This is a genomic window from Bradyrhizobium sp. NDS-1 (assembly GCF_032918005.1).
Lineage (GTDB): Bacteria > Pseudomonadota > Alphaproteobacteria > Rhizobiales > Xanthobacteraceae > Bradyrhizobium > Bradyrhizobium tunisiense.
Window position 1 is genome coordinate 1,251,289 of sequence record NZ_CP136628.1, and the last position, 16,816, is coordinate 1,268,104.

Annotated in this window: 21 protein-coding genes; 10 read left to right on the forward strand and 11 right to left on the reverse strand. The window is 63.8% G+C overall.

The window, feature by feature from the left end; translation table 11 throughout:
* Window positions 1-2 precede the first annotated feature (2 nt).
* Together pth and ychF are read left to right on the forward strand one after the other, a co-directional pair.
* Window positions 3-608, forward strand: coding sequence for an aminoacyl-tRNA hydrolase (gene pth / locus RX330_RS05905; RefSeq protein ID WP_317242369.1), 606 nt, complete (start codon window positions 3-5; stop codon window positions 606-608).
* 5 nt (window positions 609-613) lie between these two features.
* Complete coding sequence (ychF, locus tag RX330_RS05910; protein WP_317242370.1) at window positions 614-1,711, forward strand: redox-regulated ATPase YchF; 1,098 nt, start codon at window positions 614-616, stop codon at window positions 1,709-1,711.
* A 111-nt stretch (window positions 1,712-1,822) separates the two neighbouring features.
* Here ychF and RX330_RS05915 read toward each other — a convergent pair whose 3' ends face one another.
* Window positions 1,823-2,119 carry a DUF4282 domain-containing protein gene (locus RX330_RS05915; protein ID WP_212080329.1) on the reverse strand — a complete coding sequence of 99 codons (297 nt, stop codon included), beginning with the start codon at window positions 2,117-2,119 and terminating at the stop codon, window positions 1,823-1,825.
* A gap of 178 nt (window positions 2,120-2,297) precedes the next feature.
* On the opposite strand from RX330_RS05915, the gene RX330_RS05920 reads away from it, so the two are divergent.
* From RX330_RS05920 to RX330_RS05930, 3 genes are all read left to right on the forward strand, one after another.
* A complete protein-coding gene (locus RX330_RS05920) occupies window positions 2,298-2,750 on the forward strand; it encodes a MaoC family dehydratase (protein ID WP_317242371.1) in 453 nt (150 codons plus the stop codon).
* Window positions 2,750-3,232, forward strand: a complete 483-nt coding sequence (locus RX330_RS05925; RefSeq protein ID WP_212080331.1) for a MaoC family dehydratase — start codon at window positions 2,750-2,752, stop codon at window positions 3,230-3,232. Before RX330_RS05920 ends, RX330_RS05925 begins: the two co-directional genes overlap by 1 nt.
* A gap of 196 nt (window positions 3,233-3,428) precedes the next feature.
* Window positions 3,429-3,575 carry a hypothetical protein gene (locus RX330_RS05930; RefSeq protein WP_212080335.1) on the forward strand — a complete coding sequence of 49 codons (147 nt, stop codon included), beginning with the start codon at window positions 3,429-3,431 and terminating at the stop codon, window positions 3,573-3,575.
* Between the two features lie 38 nt (window positions 3,576-3,613).
* Here RX330_RS05930 and RX330_RS05935 read toward each other — a convergent pair whose 3' ends face one another.
* The 5 genes from RX330_RS05935 to RX330_RS05955 all read right to left on the reverse strand — a co-directional run bounded on the left by RX330_RS05935 (window position 3,614) and on the right by RX330_RS05955 (window position 7,249).
* On the reverse strand, window positions 3,614-3,751 hold the full coding sequence (locus tag RX330_RS05935) for a hypothetical protein (protein ID WP_317242372.1): 138 nt from the start codon (window positions 3,749-3,751) through the stop codon (window positions 3,614-3,616).
* Window positions 3,752-4,121: 370 nt separating this feature from the next.
* The gene (locus RX330_RS05940; protein ID WP_212080337.1) at window positions 4,122-4,547 is read right to left on the reverse strand and encodes a hypothetical protein; all 426 of its coding nucleotides are present in this window, start codon (window positions 4,545-4,547) and stop codon (window positions 4,122-4,124) included.
* 323 nt (window positions 4,548-4,870) lie between these two features.
* On the reverse strand, window positions 4,871-5,797 hold the full coding sequence (locus tag RX330_RS05945; protein ID WP_317242373.1) for a hypothetical protein: 927 nt from the start codon (window positions 5,795-5,797) through the stop codon (window positions 4,871-4,873).
* A gap of 338 nt (window positions 5,798-6,135) precedes the next feature.
* On the reverse strand, window positions 6,136-6,576 hold the full coding sequence (locus RX330_RS05950; protein ID WP_212080341.1) for a nuclear transport factor 2 family protein: 441 nt from the start codon (window positions 6,574-6,576) through the stop codon (window positions 6,136-6,138).
* A gap of 223 nt (window positions 6,577-6,799) precedes the next feature.
* Window positions 6,800-7,249 carry a nuclear transport factor 2 family protein gene (locus RX330_RS05955; protein ID WP_317242374.1) on the reverse strand — a complete coding sequence of 150 codons (450 nt, stop codon included), beginning with the start codon at window positions 7,247-7,249 and terminating at the stop codon, window positions 6,800-6,802.
* Window positions 7,250-7,620: 371 nt separating this feature from the next.
* On the opposite strand from RX330_RS05955, the gene RX330_RS05960 reads away from it, so the two are divergent.
* Both RX330_RS05960 and RX330_RS05965 read left to right on the forward strand, forming a co-directional pair.
* Window positions 7,621-8,007, forward strand: coding sequence for a hypothetical protein (locus RX330_RS05960; protein ID WP_317242375.1), 387 nt, complete (start codon window positions 7,621-7,623; stop codon window positions 8,005-8,007).
* Window positions 8,008-8,518: 511 nt separating this feature from the next.
* On the forward strand, window positions 8,519-9,787 hold the full coding sequence (locus tag RX330_RS05965; protein ID WP_317242376.1) for a putative sensor domain DACNV-containing protein: 1,269 nt from the start codon (window positions 8,519-8,521) through the stop codon (window positions 9,785-9,787).
* A 13-nt stretch (window positions 9,788-9,800) separates the two neighbouring features.
* Here RX330_RS05965 and uvrB read toward each other — a convergent pair whose 3' ends face one another.
* The 4 genes from uvrB to RX330_RS05985 all read right to left on the reverse strand — a co-directional run bounded on the left by uvrB (window position 9,801) and on the right by RX330_RS05985 (window position 14,428).
* On the reverse strand, window positions 9,801-12,773 hold the full coding sequence (gene uvrB, locus RX330_RS05970; RefSeq protein ID WP_317242377.1) for an excinuclease ABC subunit UvrB: 2,973 nt from the start codon (window positions 12,771-12,773) through the stop codon (window positions 9,801-9,803).
* A gap of 93 nt (window positions 12,774-12,866) precedes the next feature.
* Entirely contained in the window at window positions 12,867-13,097 is a 231-nt protein-coding gene (locus tag RX330_RS05975; RefSeq protein ID WP_317242378.1) for a hypothetical protein, read from the reverse strand.
* A 50-nt stretch (window positions 13,098-13,147) separates the two neighbouring features.
* Window positions 13,148-13,372, reverse strand: coding sequence for a hypothetical protein (locus RX330_RS05980; protein WP_317242379.1), 225 nt, complete (start codon window positions 13,370-13,372; stop codon window positions 13,148-13,150).
* A 138-nt stretch (window positions 13,373-13,510) separates the two neighbouring features.
* On the reverse strand, window positions 13,511-14,428 hold the full coding sequence (locus RX330_RS05985; protein ID WP_212080776.1) for a LysR substrate-binding domain-containing protein: 918 nt from the start codon (window positions 14,426-14,428) through the stop codon (window positions 13,511-13,513).
* A gap of 106 nt (window positions 14,429-14,534) precedes the next feature.
* On the opposite strand from RX330_RS05985, the gene RX330_RS05990 reads away from it, so the two are divergent.
* The 3 genes from RX330_RS05990 to RX330_RS06000 all read left to right on the forward strand — a co-directional run bounded on the left by RX330_RS05990 (window position 14,535) and on the right by RX330_RS06000 (window position 16,351).
* Window positions 14,535-15,314, forward strand: coding sequence for a sulfite exporter TauE/SafE family protein (locus tag RX330_RS05990; protein WP_317242380.1), 780 nt, complete (start codon window positions 14,535-14,537; stop codon window positions 15,312-15,314).
* The gene (locus tag RX330_RS05995) at window positions 15,311-15,541 is read left to right on the forward strand and encodes a hypothetical protein (RefSeq protein WP_194406123.1); all 231 of its coding nucleotides are present in this window, start codon (window positions 15,311-15,313) and stop codon (window positions 15,539-15,541) included. The genes RX330_RS05990 and RX330_RS05995 overlap by 4 nt, the downstream gene beginning before the upstream one ends.
* A 111-nt stretch (window positions 15,542-15,652) precedes the next feature.
* Window positions 15,653-16,351: a glutathione S-transferase family protein gene (locus RX330_RS06000; RefSeq protein WP_317242381.1), complete on the forward strand. Its 699-nt coding sequence runs from the start codon at window positions 15,653-15,655 to the stop codon at window positions 16,349-16,351.
* Window positions 16,352-16,544: 193 nt separating this feature from the next.
* Here the strand turns inward: RX330_RS06000 and RX330_RS06005 are convergent, their stop codons facing one another.
* On the reverse strand, window positions 16,545-16,748 hold the full coding sequence (locus RX330_RS06005) for a cysteine-rich CWC family protein (protein WP_317242382.1): 204 nt from the start codon (window positions 16,746-16,748) through the stop codon (window positions 16,545-16,547).
* Window positions 16,749-16,816 lie beyond the last annotated feature (68 nt).

Below are 16,816 nucleotides of genomic sequence, written 5' to 3' on the forward strand. Positions count from 1 at the left end.
TCATGCGACTCTTTGTTGGGCTCGGCAATCCCGGCGCGAAATACGCACGCAACCGGCACAATATCGGCTTCATGGCCGTCGACGAAATCGCGCGGCGTCATGGTTTCGCACCATGGCGCCGTCGTTTTCAGGGCGAGACCTCGGAAGGCACGCTTGGACCTGAGCGCGTGATCCTGCTCAAGCCGACGACCTACATGAACGATTCCGGCCGCAGCGTTCAGGAGGCGGCGGGCTTCTTCAAGATCGCTCCTGGCGATGTCACCGTGTTCCACGACGAGCTCGAACTGCCGCCGGGCAAGGTGCGGGTGAAGATCGGCGGCGGCATTGCCGGACACAACGGCCTGCGTTCGATCTCGGCGCATATAGGCAATGACTATCGCCGGGTTCGTCTCGGCATCGGTCATCCCGGCGTCAAGGAACTGGTGCACGGCCACGTGCTGTCGGACTTCGCCAAGGCCGACAACGACTGGGTGGCGACGCTGTGCGAGGCGGTGGCCGAGCACGCAGGCCTGGTTGCCAAGGGCACGGACGCGACCTTCGCCAACAGGGTCCATCTTGCCATGCAGGCGAAGGGATTTTTGACCAAGGACGAGAACGGTAAGGAATAGCGCTCGTGGGATTTAAATGCGGGATCGTCGGGTTGCCCAATGTAGGCAAGTCGACCTTGTTCAATGCGCTGACCGAGACGGCCGCGGCGCAGGCCGCGAATTATCCGTTCTGCACCATCGAGCCGAATGTCGGCGAGGTCGCCGTGCCCGATCCCAGGCTCGACAAGCTTGCGGCGATCGCCAAGTCGGGACAGATCATCCCGACCCGGCTGACCTTCGTCGACATCGCGGGCCTCGTCCGCGGCGCTTCCAAGGGCGAAGGCCTCGGCAATCAGTTTCTGGCCAACATCCGCGAGGTCGACGCCATCGCGCATGTGGTGCGCTGCTTCGAGGATTCCGACATCACCCATGTCGAGGGCAAGATCGCCCCGCTCGCCGACATCGAGACCATCGAGACCGAGCTGATGCTCGCCGACCTCGACAGCCTCGAGAAGCGGGTCGACAACCTCACCAAGAAGGCCAAGGGCAACGACAAGGACGCCAAGGAGCAGCTCGACCTCGTCAACCGCACCCTGGTGCTGCTGCGCGAGGGCAAGCCCGCGCGCCTCGTCGAGCGCAAAGCCGAGGAGGAGCGCGCCTTCGGGATGCTGGGCTTGCTGTCGTCCAAGCCGGTGCTCTACGTCTGCAACGTCGAGGAAGGCTCGGCCGCAACGGGCAATGCGTTCTCCAAGGCCGTTGAAGAGCAGGCCGCCAAGGAAGGCGCCGTCGCCGTCGTCATCTCCGCCAAGATCGAATCCGAGATCGCGACCATCTCACGCGAAGAGCGCGCCGACTTCCTGGAGACGCTGGGCCTGGAGGAGGCCGGCCTCGACCGCCTGATCCGCGCCGGCTACACGCTGCTCGACCTCATCACCTACTTCACCGTCGGTCCGAAGGAAGCGCGCGCCTGGACCATCTATCGCGGCACCAAGGCGCCGGGCGCGGCCGGCGTGATCCACACCGATTTCGAAAAGGGCTTCATCCGCGCCGAGACCATCGCGTATGAGGACTATGTTGCGCTGGGCGGCGAAGCCGGCGCACGCGATGCCGGCAAGCTCAGGCTCGAAGGCAAGGAATACGTCGTCGCCGACGGCGACGTGATGCATTTCCGGTTCAATACGTAAGGCTTGTCATTCCGGGGCGCGCGAAGCGCGAACCCGGAATCCATCGGGCGTCAGAACCAATGGATGAATGGATTCCGGGTTGGCCTCTTCGAGGCGCCCCGGAATGACGGGCTAGCGCATCCCCCCGCCCTGGTCCCGGATCGCGCCGAGATGCTCGTTGATGCGGAACACGATCAGGATCAGCTCCGCGACGATGCGCGAGAACACGATACCGACGACGACGCTGGCGATCGACGACAGCAGCATCAGGAAGCCGCCGAACGGGCTGATCGCCATTGCAGCGAGCCCTGAGAAGATGCCGGAGAGGCCGAACAGGCAGATCAGCGCGATCACCAGCCAATAGAAGGTCTTGATGATCGTCGGCGTGATGAAGCGGTCCCATTGGAAAAGGTCGCTGAATGAAAACATTGCTCTCCCCAGGGCAAATCGGGCCCGCAAAGCGGCCTTAGTAATCGGGTCCTGGCCCTCGATTGGTCCGACTCAAGGCCGCCGCCACCCCGTATGTAGCACGAGCCATGCGGGCCGGCGGGTTGAGATTGCCGCAAAGTGCGGCCACAATCTGTCATTCCCGCAAAGCTTTCCCGAGATGACCCTGACCTTCGAAGATTTCCCGCCCGGCCGGTTCGGCACATTCGGCCCGCGCCATGTCACCCGCGACGAGATTTTGGCCTTCGCCGCCGAGTTCGATCCGCAGCCCATGCATCTGGACGAGGAGGCCGCAGCCAAAAGCATGCTGCGCGGCCTGTCCGGCTCGGGCTGGCACCTCTGCTCGCTGATGATGCGGATGATGGCCGACGGCTTCATCACCCGAGCCGCATCGCTAGGGTCTCCCGGTGTGGATGAGGTCCGCTGGCTGTCGCCGCTCAGGCCGGGTGACGACTTGACACTCGATGTCGATGTGCTGGAAGCGCGTACCTCGAAGAGCCGGCCCGAGCTCGGCATCGTCACGTTCAAATGCACCGCGCGCAACGCGGCGGGGCAGGCGCTCGCCGAGATGACCTCACCGATCCTGATCAAGCGGCGCGAGGGGACGGCCTGATGCGGTTCTTCGAGGACATCGAGATCGGTCAGCGCCGCGAGATCGGCGCCTACACGTTCACGGCGCAGTCGATCAAGAATTTCGCCGCCAGGTTCGATCCGCAGCGTTTTCATCTCGACGAGGAGGAGGGCAAGAACTCGCTGTTCGGCGGGCTCGCCGCCTCGGGCTGGCATGTCGGCTCGGCCTGCATGAGCCTGCTAGTCGCCGACGGCCAGCGTCTGGCGCGCGAGGCCGCGGCGCGCGGCGAGGTGGTTGCGGTGTGGGGCCCGTCGCCGGGATTTCGCGACCTGCGCTGGATCAGGCCGGTGCTCGCTGGCGATGTTGTCTCTTACGTCAATGTCGTCATCGACAAGCGCACCTCCGCCTCGCGTCCCGGCTGGGGCATCCTGACCGCCCGCACCACCGGCACCAATCAGCGCGGCGAGGACGTCTACTCCATCACTGCCAGCGCCTTCGTGCCGACGCGCGTGGAGGCCGGTTAGATCTGTTCCAGGATGAACGGTCCCAAATGTGCGCGAGTGTTGCCCGCGCGCTATGGACGCGTTTTGGGACGGCTGCCATAAGCCTGCGCAACATGGTTAGCGCGAAGCAGTTTGGCGGAACCATCGAGTTGCTAACTAATTATGAACCTGTCGCTGTCTATTTGAAACGAATGGGCAGAGACAGGGGACGAGGACCATGGCAGATCGCGGCGCACTCAAGTTTGTTGGATTCATCTTCGCGACCGCGACGCTGGCAGTGATGCTGGTCGCCGGCATGGTGGTGAAGGGCTATGCCGATGGCGCCTACACCCTGGAAGCCTCGACCGTCGACGCGAGCCGGTAAGAGTTCGTTAATTTTCGCGGCCGGCCTCCGGCCGCACCTCAGCGGCTATAGACGAACGCCAGGATGGCGATCGCAACCGTCAGCAGCCCGACAAAGCGAAGCATGATCGTGCCGATTTGATTCGGCGCGGGCCGCAGCGGTATCGGGTCCGTGGTGTCGGGCCGAATGCTTTGCATGTGAAAATGTCCCCAGGCCCGGCCGAACAGGCCACGGGCGCTTGGCATTGGTCGCCGGGAAGAGGGTGAGGGTTCAAAGGCGCACGGGTGGTGGCCGCGTTGACGATGTGAACGCATGTCCACAGCCGCGATGTAGTCGCCCGTGCTCCGACACCCTCCGCTGTCATGCCCCGGCTTGACCGGGGCATCCAGTACGCCGCGGCGTCTCGGGCCTTGCTTTGCTGTCTCTGGAATACTGGATCGCCCGATCAAGTCGGGCGATGACACCATTGCTGAGGAGCGAGTGCATCCATCGCAGCACTCCCCAGAATCAAAACCGCCGCGCTCCCTTTCGGGAACGCGGCGGTTCGGTGATGCTTTCGTCGAGCGATCAGCTGTTGCGCAGGCCGTCGGCGGCGCGCTTCCACTGCGCGACGTTGTCGGCGATCATGCGGGTCGACTTCATCGCGGCCTGGCTGAGCTGGGCATAGCCGGAGATCTCGCGCTGGACGCGCTGGCCTTCGGCGTGGAGCAGGTCGCGCAGGCTCTCAAGCTCGGAGATCAGGTTCTCGATCTCGGCGAGCGAGGTGCCGGCGACGCGCTGGATCAGCGAGTTGACGTTGGTGACCGTGGCTTCCGCGCTCGGGTCGAGCGGGGGCGCGTCGGCGGTGGTGGTGGCAGCCGGACGACGCAGATAAGCGATATCGTTGCGGACGAAATCGCGGATGCCGGCTTCGACTTCCGTCACGGCGGCGAGGTTGGTGTCGACCGTCTCGGTCTCGGTGGCTTCGATCTTTTCGGGACGCATGGCGTTCATCGTTGTTCCCCTGTTCGCGTTGAGCGCAGCGCGAGTGTCCCCCGCACGACGACGTCTGTGAGGCTTCCCTATCAGGGCGTCCGATTTTGACCGCAAATGGGCCGAGATGCGGCAAGGGCGGACCATTCGGGGGTTTTGCCGTGGCGCATGGTTAGGAGAGTGTGAATGCGGCGGCGACGAGCCTCTATATCTCCTCATGGTGAGGAGCGCGCCCTTCGCGCGTCTCGAGCCATGAACGGCCCGGCTCCCGCAGCAGGGCTCTTTCCTTCGGGACACGCTCCTTCGGAGCGTCCTCCGGATGAGGAGATAGAGCGGGGTTCGCCCTACCAGCTCTTCTTGAAGCCGGCCGTCAGGCTCTTGTTGATCGCGCCTTGCGAGGTTTCGCCGACCGAGCCGGAGACGGTGACGTTGTCGAACAGCTTTTGCTCGGCGCCGACCTTGCGCAGCCATTTGTCGTCGGTGGTCGACAGCGTCTGGCCGGCGGTGATGCTGGTGCCGGTGTCGCCGAGGGTGACCTTGGCGGACTGGTCGGTCTCGTAATTGCGCGTGGTGATGTGGCCGCCGATGCCGGGCACGGCGGTGGTGCCCTGCTGATTGACGCTGTAGCCGTTCTGGAGCGTCAGAGAGGTGTCGCCCGACAGCGGCACCGATTTGATCAGCGACGCCCCGATCTTGCTCTGCTCCGCGCCGGGATCGACGCGGGCTTCCACCGCGGTCTTGTCCCAGATCGAGCCCGCGCCGGGCGCTGTCGCCGCCGCCCAGGCGCTGCCGGAGGATTGCGGCAGGTTGCCGCCATTGGTGGCCTTCTGCGCCAGCAGCTCGGACATCGTTCGCGGCTCGCTGGTCACCGTCATGTCGGCGCCGATCCTCGTATCCCAGAACGAGAATACGGACTGCTTGACCGTCACCGCCGAGGAGCCGTTTGCATTGGCGTTCGACGACCAGTCCAGTCCGTCCTTGGCGGCGGACTGGGCGCGCTTCCTGGCGGCCATCGGATCAATGCCGGTGCCGGCGTCGACCGCGAGCTGACTCCAGTCGAGCTTGTCGACGTCGATGCCTTTGAGCACGTCCGGGTCGTTGACGTCGGGGGCCTCCGCCACGGCCTGGATCTCGGCCTCGTCATCAGGCGCGGCTGCTGGGGAGGAGAAGGGCGGAATGATCTGCGCCGAGACCGTCAGCACCGAGCCCAAAACGAACGCGGCCGCCAGCATCGGCAGCCTTGTCCAGCCAAACCCTGTCGAGAATTCCATCGTCCTGCCCGCAAGCCCCAGCGCATGCTTTCCGATAATATATATCGGCCGTCAGCAAAGACCATGCGCCATTCCGCGCTGAAAATGCTGATGCATCGTTGCGAAATTGTGGCGGGTCTTCGAGGCGGCGAACCAACGGGCCGCGCGCAAGGCGCGCGCCCGATGACGATCTTGTGACGCGACGGCATCCGGCGGGGCTGGAGGCCAGGACGTCGCGGCCGGCATCGTCATCGGTCCCGAACGACGGGGCCCGTTGGCGTCCCCCCTGAAGCGCGATGATCGCGCTTCAGGTTGTTGTTCGCATGATCTTTTCGGACCCTTCGGGTCCGGATCATGCGTTAGCCGACGCTGGTCATCTTCGGCAGATGAATGGCGCGGCCGAGTGCCTGCTCGACCAGGTCGAACGTGTCGATCAGGACGCGCATGCTGACGAGCTTGCCCGCCCTGAACTGGGCGAACTGCGCGACCCGCAAGCTGATCGGCTTGTTCGAATCCAGTGCCGTCAGCGAATAGCGCACCATCGAGGCCGCGGAATCGACGCCGAGCATGATGCTCTCGCGGTCGAAGCGGCGGACCTGGAAATTGTCGGCGAGCTGTCGGATGACCTCGAGCACGGCGTCCTTGCCCTGGCGCGCGCCGAGGAACGGAAACATGTCGATCGGGCCGTAGAGCGCCCATTCGACGTCCTCGTCGATCAGGGCCTCGATATCAGCGAAATGCCTGTCGTTGATCGCGCGGTGCAACGCGCGCGAGAAACGCCAGAGGCTGTGCTCTGTCATTTTGGGCAGTCCTGAAGCTGGCTTGCGAAAGAAACGGAAAACAACCCCATGCACAGTCAGGTGCCGAGGCTCAACTCGTTTGTATACGAACAAAATAGGGGGTTTCGGCCAAAACGCAATTCACGTTTTCGCAATGCACAATTGCGCGCAATTTGTGAGAATTGCAACAGAACCCCGTATTTTCCCGGTTTTGGCCGGCGCGGGTTCCCATCGAGACGGCGGGCTACCCGTCCAGCCCCGCCCCCATGATCAACGGTCCGATCTCGCGTTCCAGCACCTGCTGCACCAGATCGTAGGAATCGATGATCTCGCGGATCTGCGCCACCAGCCCGCCGCGGAAGCTGTAGAACACCGCCATGTCGAACTGCACGACCCGGCCGTTGCTGCGTTTCCTGAAATAGGTCTGTATGTAGGTCGCGACCTCGTCGCCCTCGGCGACGATGACGGGCGCCTTGTAGCGGACTTCCGAATAGCGCGACCAGATCGTCTGCCAAAGTTCGCGCAACTCCGCCTTGCCGTGGCGCGGCACCATGTGCGGCAGGACGTCGATGGGCGCGTGGGTCAGGAAGTCGACGTCGTCGGTGCAGCACGCCAGCGCGGCTTCGAGATCGCCGCGCGCGAAAGCATCGAGCAGTTGCACGACGCGCTGGCGATTCAGCTTCTCGACCGTCATTCCGCCCGTCCTTGTTGGTATTGTGCGTTACGCAAGGCTAACGCGTGGGCTCACGCACCGGCAATCCGGACGATCACCGGGATGTTCCAACCGGTATGACGCGCGAGTGCAATGCCAGGTTCATGGTGTGCAATTGCCGGTTGAGCCGGAGCTTCGTCGCCCGGTTCCCCGTTGCAGTCAGCCGCGTGGCGCGCAGGCGCGCATGGACGAACGCGCAATGCCGGAGCTCACGCATGGACCGGCGACCACCCGCACCCGCCAAGCTTGGGCTGACAAGCGCGGGGCGAGGTGAAGGGGCCGCGTGACCCATCTCACATCACCGCTTCGACGTCCCGCCTAACGTCATTGCCATGTCATCAGGGAGACGTGCCATGGCCGCCATCGCCACCGCCAGAAAGTCCCGCCTGCACAACGCGCTCGAAGGCCTCGCGCTGACCGCGACCCTGCAGAGCTTCCCGACCTTCGCCGCCGCCGCCTTCCTGCTCAAGCTCTGCGGCGACCACGACCTCTCCGGCGATCCCGGCGTCGCCATCTTCGTCGCCGTCGCCTCGTTGACCCACGCCCTGATCGCGGTAGCCCTCGGGCCGAGCTTCCCCGTCTTCTTCAAGACCGTCTATGAGCCGAAGTTCTTCGAGGCCCATCTGTCGCTGTCCGACAAGATCACCGCCTGGCGCACCCAGCCGGTCGCCTCGCTCCAGCTCGTCACCATCGTGCTGCTGCTGTCGGTGATGGCGGTGGTGACGGCGAGCGTGGGGTGAGGGGGCAGCCCTTCCGAAATCCGGCCCCCTCAACTGCCTCGAAGGCTTGGCGCTCACCACAATCCTTCAGAGTTTCCCGATCTTCGCCGCGGCTTTGCTGATAGTGAAGCTCCCGGGAGATGACCACAGCGGCAGTCACGCCATCACGATTGTGTCCTCTACGGCATCCTCGTCGTCTCGAGCGGGCGGCTTTTTCCGAGGTATTTCAAGAACGGCTACGAAGCGCGATTCCCCGACGCGAGCCTGTCATTCTCCGGAAAGATCGCCCGCTGGCGTGCCAAGTCGGCGACGTCGCTGCAGCTCATGGCATCGGTGCTGCTGCTGTCACTGCTGGCGACGGTCGTGGGGTGAGGGAGCCCGTCATGCCGGCACACTCAGCCGGTTGCCTTGCTCCGGCTCATGGCCATCGTGGGATAGAGCCGATAAATGGCGGGGTCGTGAAGGTTGTAAGAACAGTGTTTTTCCTGATAGCTATGCCTTCCTATCCAATCAGGATCAGCGCGCTATAGCCTTGAACGCCTTTCCCAAAGACCTCGCAAAAAAAGTCGTTGATCGCTGGTCGAACATGGTTGCCGGCGACTATGTGACGCCGCCTCTCCCGTCGGCCGGCCTCCTCCGCCAATTATTTGAGGTCGCATATTTGACTGCAGCAGCACCCGAGGAAGCGCGATACCCTCAGTTCAATCTTCTTGCTGTGCCCAAAGAAACCCCAGAAGAGGGGCGGGCCGGAAATACTTGGAAGCTAACTCATCCTCGTCCTCTTTCGATCGATGAGCTAAGACGCATAGCTCCATCAGTAGATTTCAAGAAATCAGCTGTTCTAGTTGAATGGGACAATCGTGATTGGCAGATTACCGGGTTGGTTGACCTAGGCACATCATGGGGACGTGCGCGAATAGGTCTTCAATATGAGTACGATCATCCCAAGGCACTTTTCGTTCAGGTCGAACGTCCGGGCAAGATTAAAGTCTATCAAGGAGAGTTTCTTGTAGCGTCTCTCTCCGACGGAAAACTACCTCGCTTCGATGGCATTGATTCTCATCTTGCGCTGCATAGACCGGTGCACAGGGGGCTCGAGAAACTTGCGGAGCGGATTGTACCGCCTGAGGAAGAGCATCCGCGCGAATACCACAATTTCATTTTTACGGCTCATTGGAACATCTTTGCGGCAATATCGAATTGCATCAGCGATGAGGCACATGGTGGCGCCCTCATCATAATTCCTCCGGGGACCATCCCCTCGGAGCATGAGGTTCGAGTAAAGTACCGCCAGAATTCTGAAAACCTCGCGGACGCGTTTGTTGAATTCATAAATGAGAGAAATCGGTGTGTCGATTTTATCATTCGGGTTGAGAGCGGCCAGTCTTCTGAGGCTCTTCAAGGCGCATGGGCCCAATCAGAATTGAGATTGGCAAAGGCCCAATCGAAGCTTGTTGAAGCAATACGTTTTGTTGCTCGTTTATCGGGATGTGACGGAGCGCTTCTGATTTCAGAGGATCTACGATTCTTGGGATTTGGTACCGAAATTCGAGCTGAGTTCGAACCGAAATCCAAAGTTTGGGAGGTTCTTGAAGAAATGCGGAACACTGGTCGCGAAATGGATGTCGAGCAATTTGGATTGCGTCATCGATCTGCAATTAAGCTAGTCAGCAAGCAACCAGGGTACACGGCAGTAGTCGTTTCGCAGGATGGCCCAATCAGTGTTGTATGGTCCGATCGGGAACGCATTAATGTGAGGAAGGGAGTTCCATTCACCAACCTCAATATGCCATGGGCATAAACGACGAATCCTCCTACCTCTTCTTCCACCCACCCCGTCGCCCCGGCTGCCCACCCGTCGACTTCGGCGCAGGCCCGAACTCCGGGCCCGACTGCCGTGAATCCGTCGGCTGGATGATCCGGCTGTTCCCGCCGAACGGCTTCGCCGGCAGGGTCTGCTTCTCGCGATAGGGCAGCGACTCCGGGCCGTGCATCTCGTCGAGGTGCGGCTTGTGCACGCGTGAGCCCTTGCCGGCGCCGGCCTTGAGTGCCGTTGCGGCGCTCTTGTTCTTCATCGCGCTGACGGGCAGGTTCGCGGCCTCGCCGTACTTCTTGGTGCCGGCATAGGCGCCGGCCTTGCCCGCGACGGTCCGTTGCTTGACCGTGGGGTCGTCGACCACCGCGAGCTCGGTGGCACGCAGGCGCTTGACTTCGTCGCGCAGGCGGGCGGCTTCCTCGAAGTTCAGATCTGCGGCGGCCTCGCGCATCCGCGTTTCCAGATCGGCGAGCACGGCCTCGAAATTGTGGCCGATCGAGATGACGTCGTCGGTCATGTCGTGGCCGCCGACCTCGACCAGCACGTGGTCGCGCTCGTAGACGGAGTTGAGGATGTCGCCGATCTGCTTCTTCACGCTCTCCGGCGTGATGCCGTTGGCGGTGTTGTACTCGACCTGCTTCTCGCGGCGGCGGTTGGTCTCGGCGATGGCGCGCTCCATCGAGCCCGTCATCTGGTCGGCATAGAGGATCACCTTGCCGTCGACGTTGCGCGCGGCGCGGCCGATGGTCTGGATCAGCGAGGTCTCGCTGCGCAAAAAGCCCTCCTTGTCGGCGTCGAGAATGGCGACCAGCGCGCATTCCGGAATGTCGAGGCCTTCGCGCAGCAGGTTGATGCCGACCAGCGCGTCGAAGGCGCCGAGACGCAGATCGCGGATGATCTCGATGCGCTCGATGGTGTCGATATCGCTGTGCATGTAGCGCACGCGAATGCCCTGCTCGTGCAGATATTCGGTCAGGTCCTCCGCCATGCGCTTGGTGAGCACCGTGATCAGCGAGCGGTAGCCCGCCTGCGCCGTGGCGCGGACCTCGCCGACGAGATCGTCGACCTGGGTCCGGGCCGGTCGGATATCGACGGGAGGATCGATCAGTCCGGTGGGGCGGATGACCTGCTCGACGAACACGCCGCCGCTCTCGTTCAGCTCCCAGCCGCTGGGCGTCGCCGACACCGCGATGGTCTGCGGCCGCATCATGTCCCATTCCTCGAAGCGGAGCGGGCGGTTGTCCATGCACGACGGCAGGCGAAAGCCGTACTCGGCCAGCGTCGCCTTGCGGCGGAAGTCGCCGCGGAACATGGCGCCGATCTGCGGGATGGTGACGTGGCTTTCGTCGGCGAAGATCAGCGCGTTGTCGGGGACGTATTCGAACAACGTCGGCGGCGGCTCGCCGGGGCGGCGTCCGGTGAGATAGCGCGAATAGTTCTCGATGCCGGCGCAGCTTCCCGTCGCCTCCATCATCTCGAGGTCGAAAGTGGTGCGCTGCTCCAGCCGCTGCGCCTCCAGCAGGCGTCCCTGATGATGGAGCTGGTCGAGCCGCTGTTTCAGCTCTGATTTGATCGACTTGATCGCCTGCACCAGCGTCGGGCGCGGCGTCACATAGTGCGAATTGGCGTACATCTTGATGAATTCGAGCTCGTCCTGCTTGTGGCCGGTGAGCGGATCGAACTCCTCGATGGTCTCGATGGTGTCGCCGAACAGGTTCACGCGCCAGGCGCGGTCCTCATAGTGCGCCGGGAAGATGTCGATGACGTCGCCGCGCACGCGAAAGGTGCCGCGGGTGAAATCGGCCTGGGTGCGCTTGTACTGCAGCGCGACGAGGTCGGCGATGAGCTGGCGCTGGTCGATGCGCTCGCCCTTCTTCAGGGCGAAGGTCATCGCGGTGTAGGTCTCAACCGAGCCGATACCGTAGATGCAGGACACCGAGGCGACGATGATGACGTCGTCGCGTTCGAGCAGCGCGCGCGTCGCCGAGTGGCGCATGCGGTCGATCTGCTCGTTGATCGAGGAATCCTTCTCGATATAGGTGTCGGTGCGCGGGACGTAGGCTTCCGGCTGGTAGTAGTCGTAATAGGAGACGAAATACTCGACGGCGTTGTCCGGGAAGAAGTTCTTGAACTCGCCGTAGAGCTGGGCGGCGAGCGTCTTGTTCGGCGCCAGGATCAGCGCCGGGCGCTGCGTCTTCTCTATCACCTGCGCCATCGTGTAGGTCTTGCCCGAGCCGGTGACGCCGAGCAGCACCTGGGTGCGGTCGTTGCGACCGATACCCTCGACCAGCTCAGCGATCGCGGTCGGCTGATCGCCGCGCGGCTCGTAGGACGATTTGATCTCGAAGCGCACGCCGCCTTCGGACTTTTCCGGGCGCGGCGGCCGGTGCGGCGTCCACACTTTGGTGGAGCCGTCGTCCTTGCGGAACTCCGGACGGCCCTCGCGGATCAGCGACTCCAGCGCATCGGCGGTCGCCTTGACGCCGAGCGCCTCCATCTTGCTGCGCGGCGGACGCGCCAGCGCCTCGGCGTCGTCTTCCTCCGTGGGCAGTCCGAGCTGCCGCGCCAGTTCCGGATCGAGCGTCGGGATCGTGGCGGCGGTTCCGTAATTGGCCTGCGGCGCTTCCTCCAAGCCCGCCAGTTCGGATGACGAGCGCGCGCCGGGCGGCTGCGGATGGGGCCGCAACGGCATCGGCCGCGTCACATCCTGCGGAAACTCCTTGGGCGTCGAGGCCCGCGCCCGATGCGCCGCGGCCTCGCCGCCGGATCGCCGGTCGCGCGAATTGTCCGGCGGCGGCTGCAGGCCGGTGCCGGATCCAAGCCCCGCATCGCCGCGGTTGATCGCGGGATTGAGCAATTCGGCCAGCGCCGGCCCGATCGGCTGCACATCGGGGCGATGTGCCTTCGAGTTCGGAGCCTTGGTCTTGGGGGATTTGCCGGATTTTTCGGAGGATGCAGGTTTCTTCGCCATGAAGCGAATATGGGACGAGTCCGGCCCGCGATAAAGGGCGAATGCCCGTCGTCATGCAGGCTGCTGACAGCAGGTTGGCAGCAGCCTCGAGCCTCACGCCGCCGGCAGCGGCCCCTCGTCGTCCTGCGCCGTGACATGCGGCTTCAGGACGTCGAGGTGGATGCCGCCGCAATCGGTGCAGCGCATGGTCCAGTACTCGCATCCAGCCCGTCCGCTGATCACGCGGAGCACCGAGAGATCCCCGTCGCATTCGGGGCAGTTGGAGAGCACGGCGCGGGTGTAGATCCTCGGTTGCGAGGTGTCTTCGATTTCGATGACGGACATGACCGGTGGCCCCCTTGTGCTGTCCCTGGTTCGCTTGCCGTTCTGCTCGCTTATTCGTCGTCGCTATCGGCCCGCCGGCGGAAGCGGTCGATATGGTGCTTGGCGTCGGCGATCGCGGCGTTCTGGTCGGGCCAGGCGAAACCGACTTCCATGGCCGGAAACAGGACGCCGTCGATGGCGAGGGGGCTGAGATCGGCGCGGCGGATGCGGGCGTGCCAGAGGCCTTTGCCGGCCTCGAAGGATTCGATGTCAAAGCCGTCGTAGATGGTCGTCATGGTAGTCCCCAAAGTGTTCCGTACGTGTCTTGTTGGAGGGTTAGGGGACCACGAATGCGGAATTTGGGATGTGAAGCCGTTCACAAGTGGCCGGCTTTTTGTCTTTGGACGCAGTCTTGGGACGTCGGTCTTGGGGCGTCAGTTCCGAGCGGCGGTGCGGCCGCTCCGTTTCACGGGGCGGGCCGCGGGTTCCGCCGCCGCGCGCATGATCCAGCGGCGGAACGCGGCAAAGTCGCGCTGCTCGGTCTGGAAGCTGCGATAGAGCAGGTACCAGCGCATGCCCTTGGGGACCGAAAGGTCAAATGGCGCGACCAGCCGGCCGGCGGCGAGGTCGTCGTCGATATAGGGCCGGATCCCCATGGCGATGCCGAGCCCGTCGGCCGCGGCCTGCAGCGCCTGGCCGTAGAACTGGAACTCCGGCCCGCGCGCGTTGATACGAGCGAGGTTCGCGGCTTTCAGCCAGATCGGCCAGTCCTCGGGTGAGTGCGCGACACGGATCAGGCTTGGTCCCTTCAGGTCGGCCGGGCGCTTCAGGCCGCTCGCGAGGCGGGGCACACAGACCGGCGTGAGGTCGCCGGCGAACAGCGGCTCGGCGACGAGGCCGGGCCAGTCGCCGGTCCCGAGCTTGATGCCGCAGCTCCAGTCCTCCCCGAACGGTACTGCCGCGCCGCCGGTGGTGAAGCGAACCTCGATGTCGGGCTCCTCGTTACGGAATTCCGACAGGCGCGGGATCAGCCACCGCATCGCAAAGGTGTGGCCGACGCCGATGGTGAGCACGCGGACGCTCGAGGGCGCCGTCACCTGCGCGGTGAGGCTCGCCAGCGCGTCGAAGATCGGCGTCAGCCCGCTTTGATAGGCGCGGCCGGCCTGGGTCAGCACCAGGCGATTGGCCTTGCGCTCGAACAGCGCGACGCCGAGCCGCTCTTCCAGGAGATGGACCATGCGGCTGACGGCGGCCGCCGACACGCTCAGTTCGAGTCCGGCCGCAGCAAAGCTGCCGGTCCGCGCCGCCGCCTCGAATGCCTTGATGCCATTGAGAAACAGCAACCGCCGCAAATGCCAGACCCTCAGGAAAGCTGATGCCAGGCCAAGATAACTCAGTTTGCGGGAGATGAGCAAGCAAGGCACATTTTCCTTCACCGCACACCGACAGGAGACGTTCGTGACGCCCATCATGACCGCTGCCCTCGGGTTGCTGATGGTCGCCACCGCGTTTCTGTCGGGGCTGTTCGGCATGGCGGGCGGGCTGATCCTGATCGGCGTGCTCCTGGCCTTGATGCCGCTGCCGGCCGCGATGGTGCTGCACGCGATCACGCAGATGGCCTCGAACGGATGGCGTGCGTTTCTGTGGCGGGCGCATATTCGCTGGCGGCCGGTCGCGAACTATCTGGTCGGCGCGGCGGTCGCGCTCGCGGCCTGGTCGCTCACCCGCTACGTGCCGGACAAGCCGATGGCGCTGCTGCTGCTGGGCATCACGCCGTTCATGGCGCGGCTGCTGCCGGCGAGCATCAAGCCGGATCCTGACAGGCTCTGGCAAGGCACGGTCTACGGCACGATCTGCATGGGCCTGATGCTGATGACCGGCGTCTCCGGCCCGCTGCTCGACACTTTCTTCCTCGGCGGCGATTTCGGCCGCCGCGAGAAGGTGGCGACCAAGGCGATGTGCCAGCTCGTCAGCCACTTCACCAAGCTGATCTATTTCGGCGGCATCATCGACCAGGCGGCGAGCCTCGACCCCGTGCTTGCCGGCGTCGCGATTGCCGCCTCGATGCTCGGCACCACGCTGGCGCGACGCATCCTCGAAGCCATGACCGACCAGCAATTCTTGGCCTGGTCGAACAAACTGATCACCACCATCGCCTGCTACTACATCGCCTATGGCGGCTGGCTCATGCTGCGCACGGAGGTAGCGGTCGCCTTCGACAAGGGAGTTTTGCAATGAGCGAGACAGCCGATCCGCTGGTGCTGGACTTCGTCGAATGGGTCGCGCGTGAGCCGCGCGCCTATGCCGAGGTGGTCGCGACCTGGAAAACCTCGTGCCCGCGCCTCACCATCTGGGAAGACGCCAGCGAGCGCGGGCTTGTTACGCGTGAGACACTGCCAGGCCTCGGGCTCGTCATCGCGGTGACCGAGCATGGCGAGAGGTTGCTGCGCACCAACGGGCGGTGACCGGCACTTCCGCTCCACATCGTCATTGCGAGCGCCAGAGAAGCAATCCAGAATGTCTTTCGCGGCGGCAGTCTGGATTGCTTCGCTGCGCTCGCAATGACGGAACAGCATATGTCGCTCAAACTCTACGAACTCGTCGGCACAGACCCCTCGCGCCCGTTCAGCCCGTATTGCTGGCGCACGAGGATGGCGCTCGCGCACAAGGGTCTGTCGGCGGAATCTCTGCCCTGGCGCTTCACCGAGAAGAGCACGCTTGCGCCGCACGGCTCCGAGAAGGTGCCGGTGCTGCTGCATGACGACAAGGCGGTGGTCGATTCCTGGACGATCGCGAACTATCTCGAGGACAGTTTCCCGGACGGTCGGTCGCTGTTCGGCGGGGAGGGCGGCCGCGCCATGGCGCGCATGATCAACGCCTTCGGCGACATCGCCATCGTCGGCGGCATCTTTCCGCTGATTGTTGCCGACATCCCGAAAAATCTGGCCGAGACCGACGCGGACTATTTCCGCAAGTCGCGTGAGGCGCGGTTCGGTGGCAAGAGCCTGGAAGAGGTCATGGCGAGCCGCGACACCGGCGTGGTCGCCTTCCGCAAGTCGCTCGAGATCATGCGGCAGACGCTGAAGAAGCAGCCCTATCTCGGCGGCGAGGCGCCGAACTACGCCGACTACATCGTGTTCGGCGGCTTCCAATGGGCGCGCGTGGTGAGCCCGTTCAAGCTGCTGGAGGCGGACGATCCGGTTTATGCCTGGCGCGAAAAACTGCTCGACGCGTTCGACGGCATGGCAAGGCGATCGCCGGGGCATCCAGTGTAGGGCTAACTCTCTCCCCCCGGTCGTCCCTGCGAACGCAGGGACCCATACCGCGTGATGTATCGAGTGCGGATGGTCGGAGTACTGCACGACCAGTCTTCGCCAAACGTCTCCCCGGGGTTATGGGTCCCCGCGTTCGCGGGGACGACACCGAGGGTGTGGCCCGGGCTCCGGCATCACCCAGAGCGTTACACCCTTACTCCGCGCTCGCTGCCTCTGCCGCCGCCTTTCTCAGACAGTCCCGGCACAGGCAATCCTCGCCCTTGACCGGCATCGGCAGGCGCGCCGTTTCCTCCGCGCACCAGCAGGTGCCCGAGAGGTCGCAGCCGAATTCGGTGCCGCAGCGGGAGCAGGCGAGGCGGCGTGGTTCCTGGGACGAAGATTCTTGCGGATTTGTCATGATTTACGTCGAAGCTTCGCCGTGATTTTCATGTCGGGTTCATCGGTCGTTGCGGTATATTAGGCATC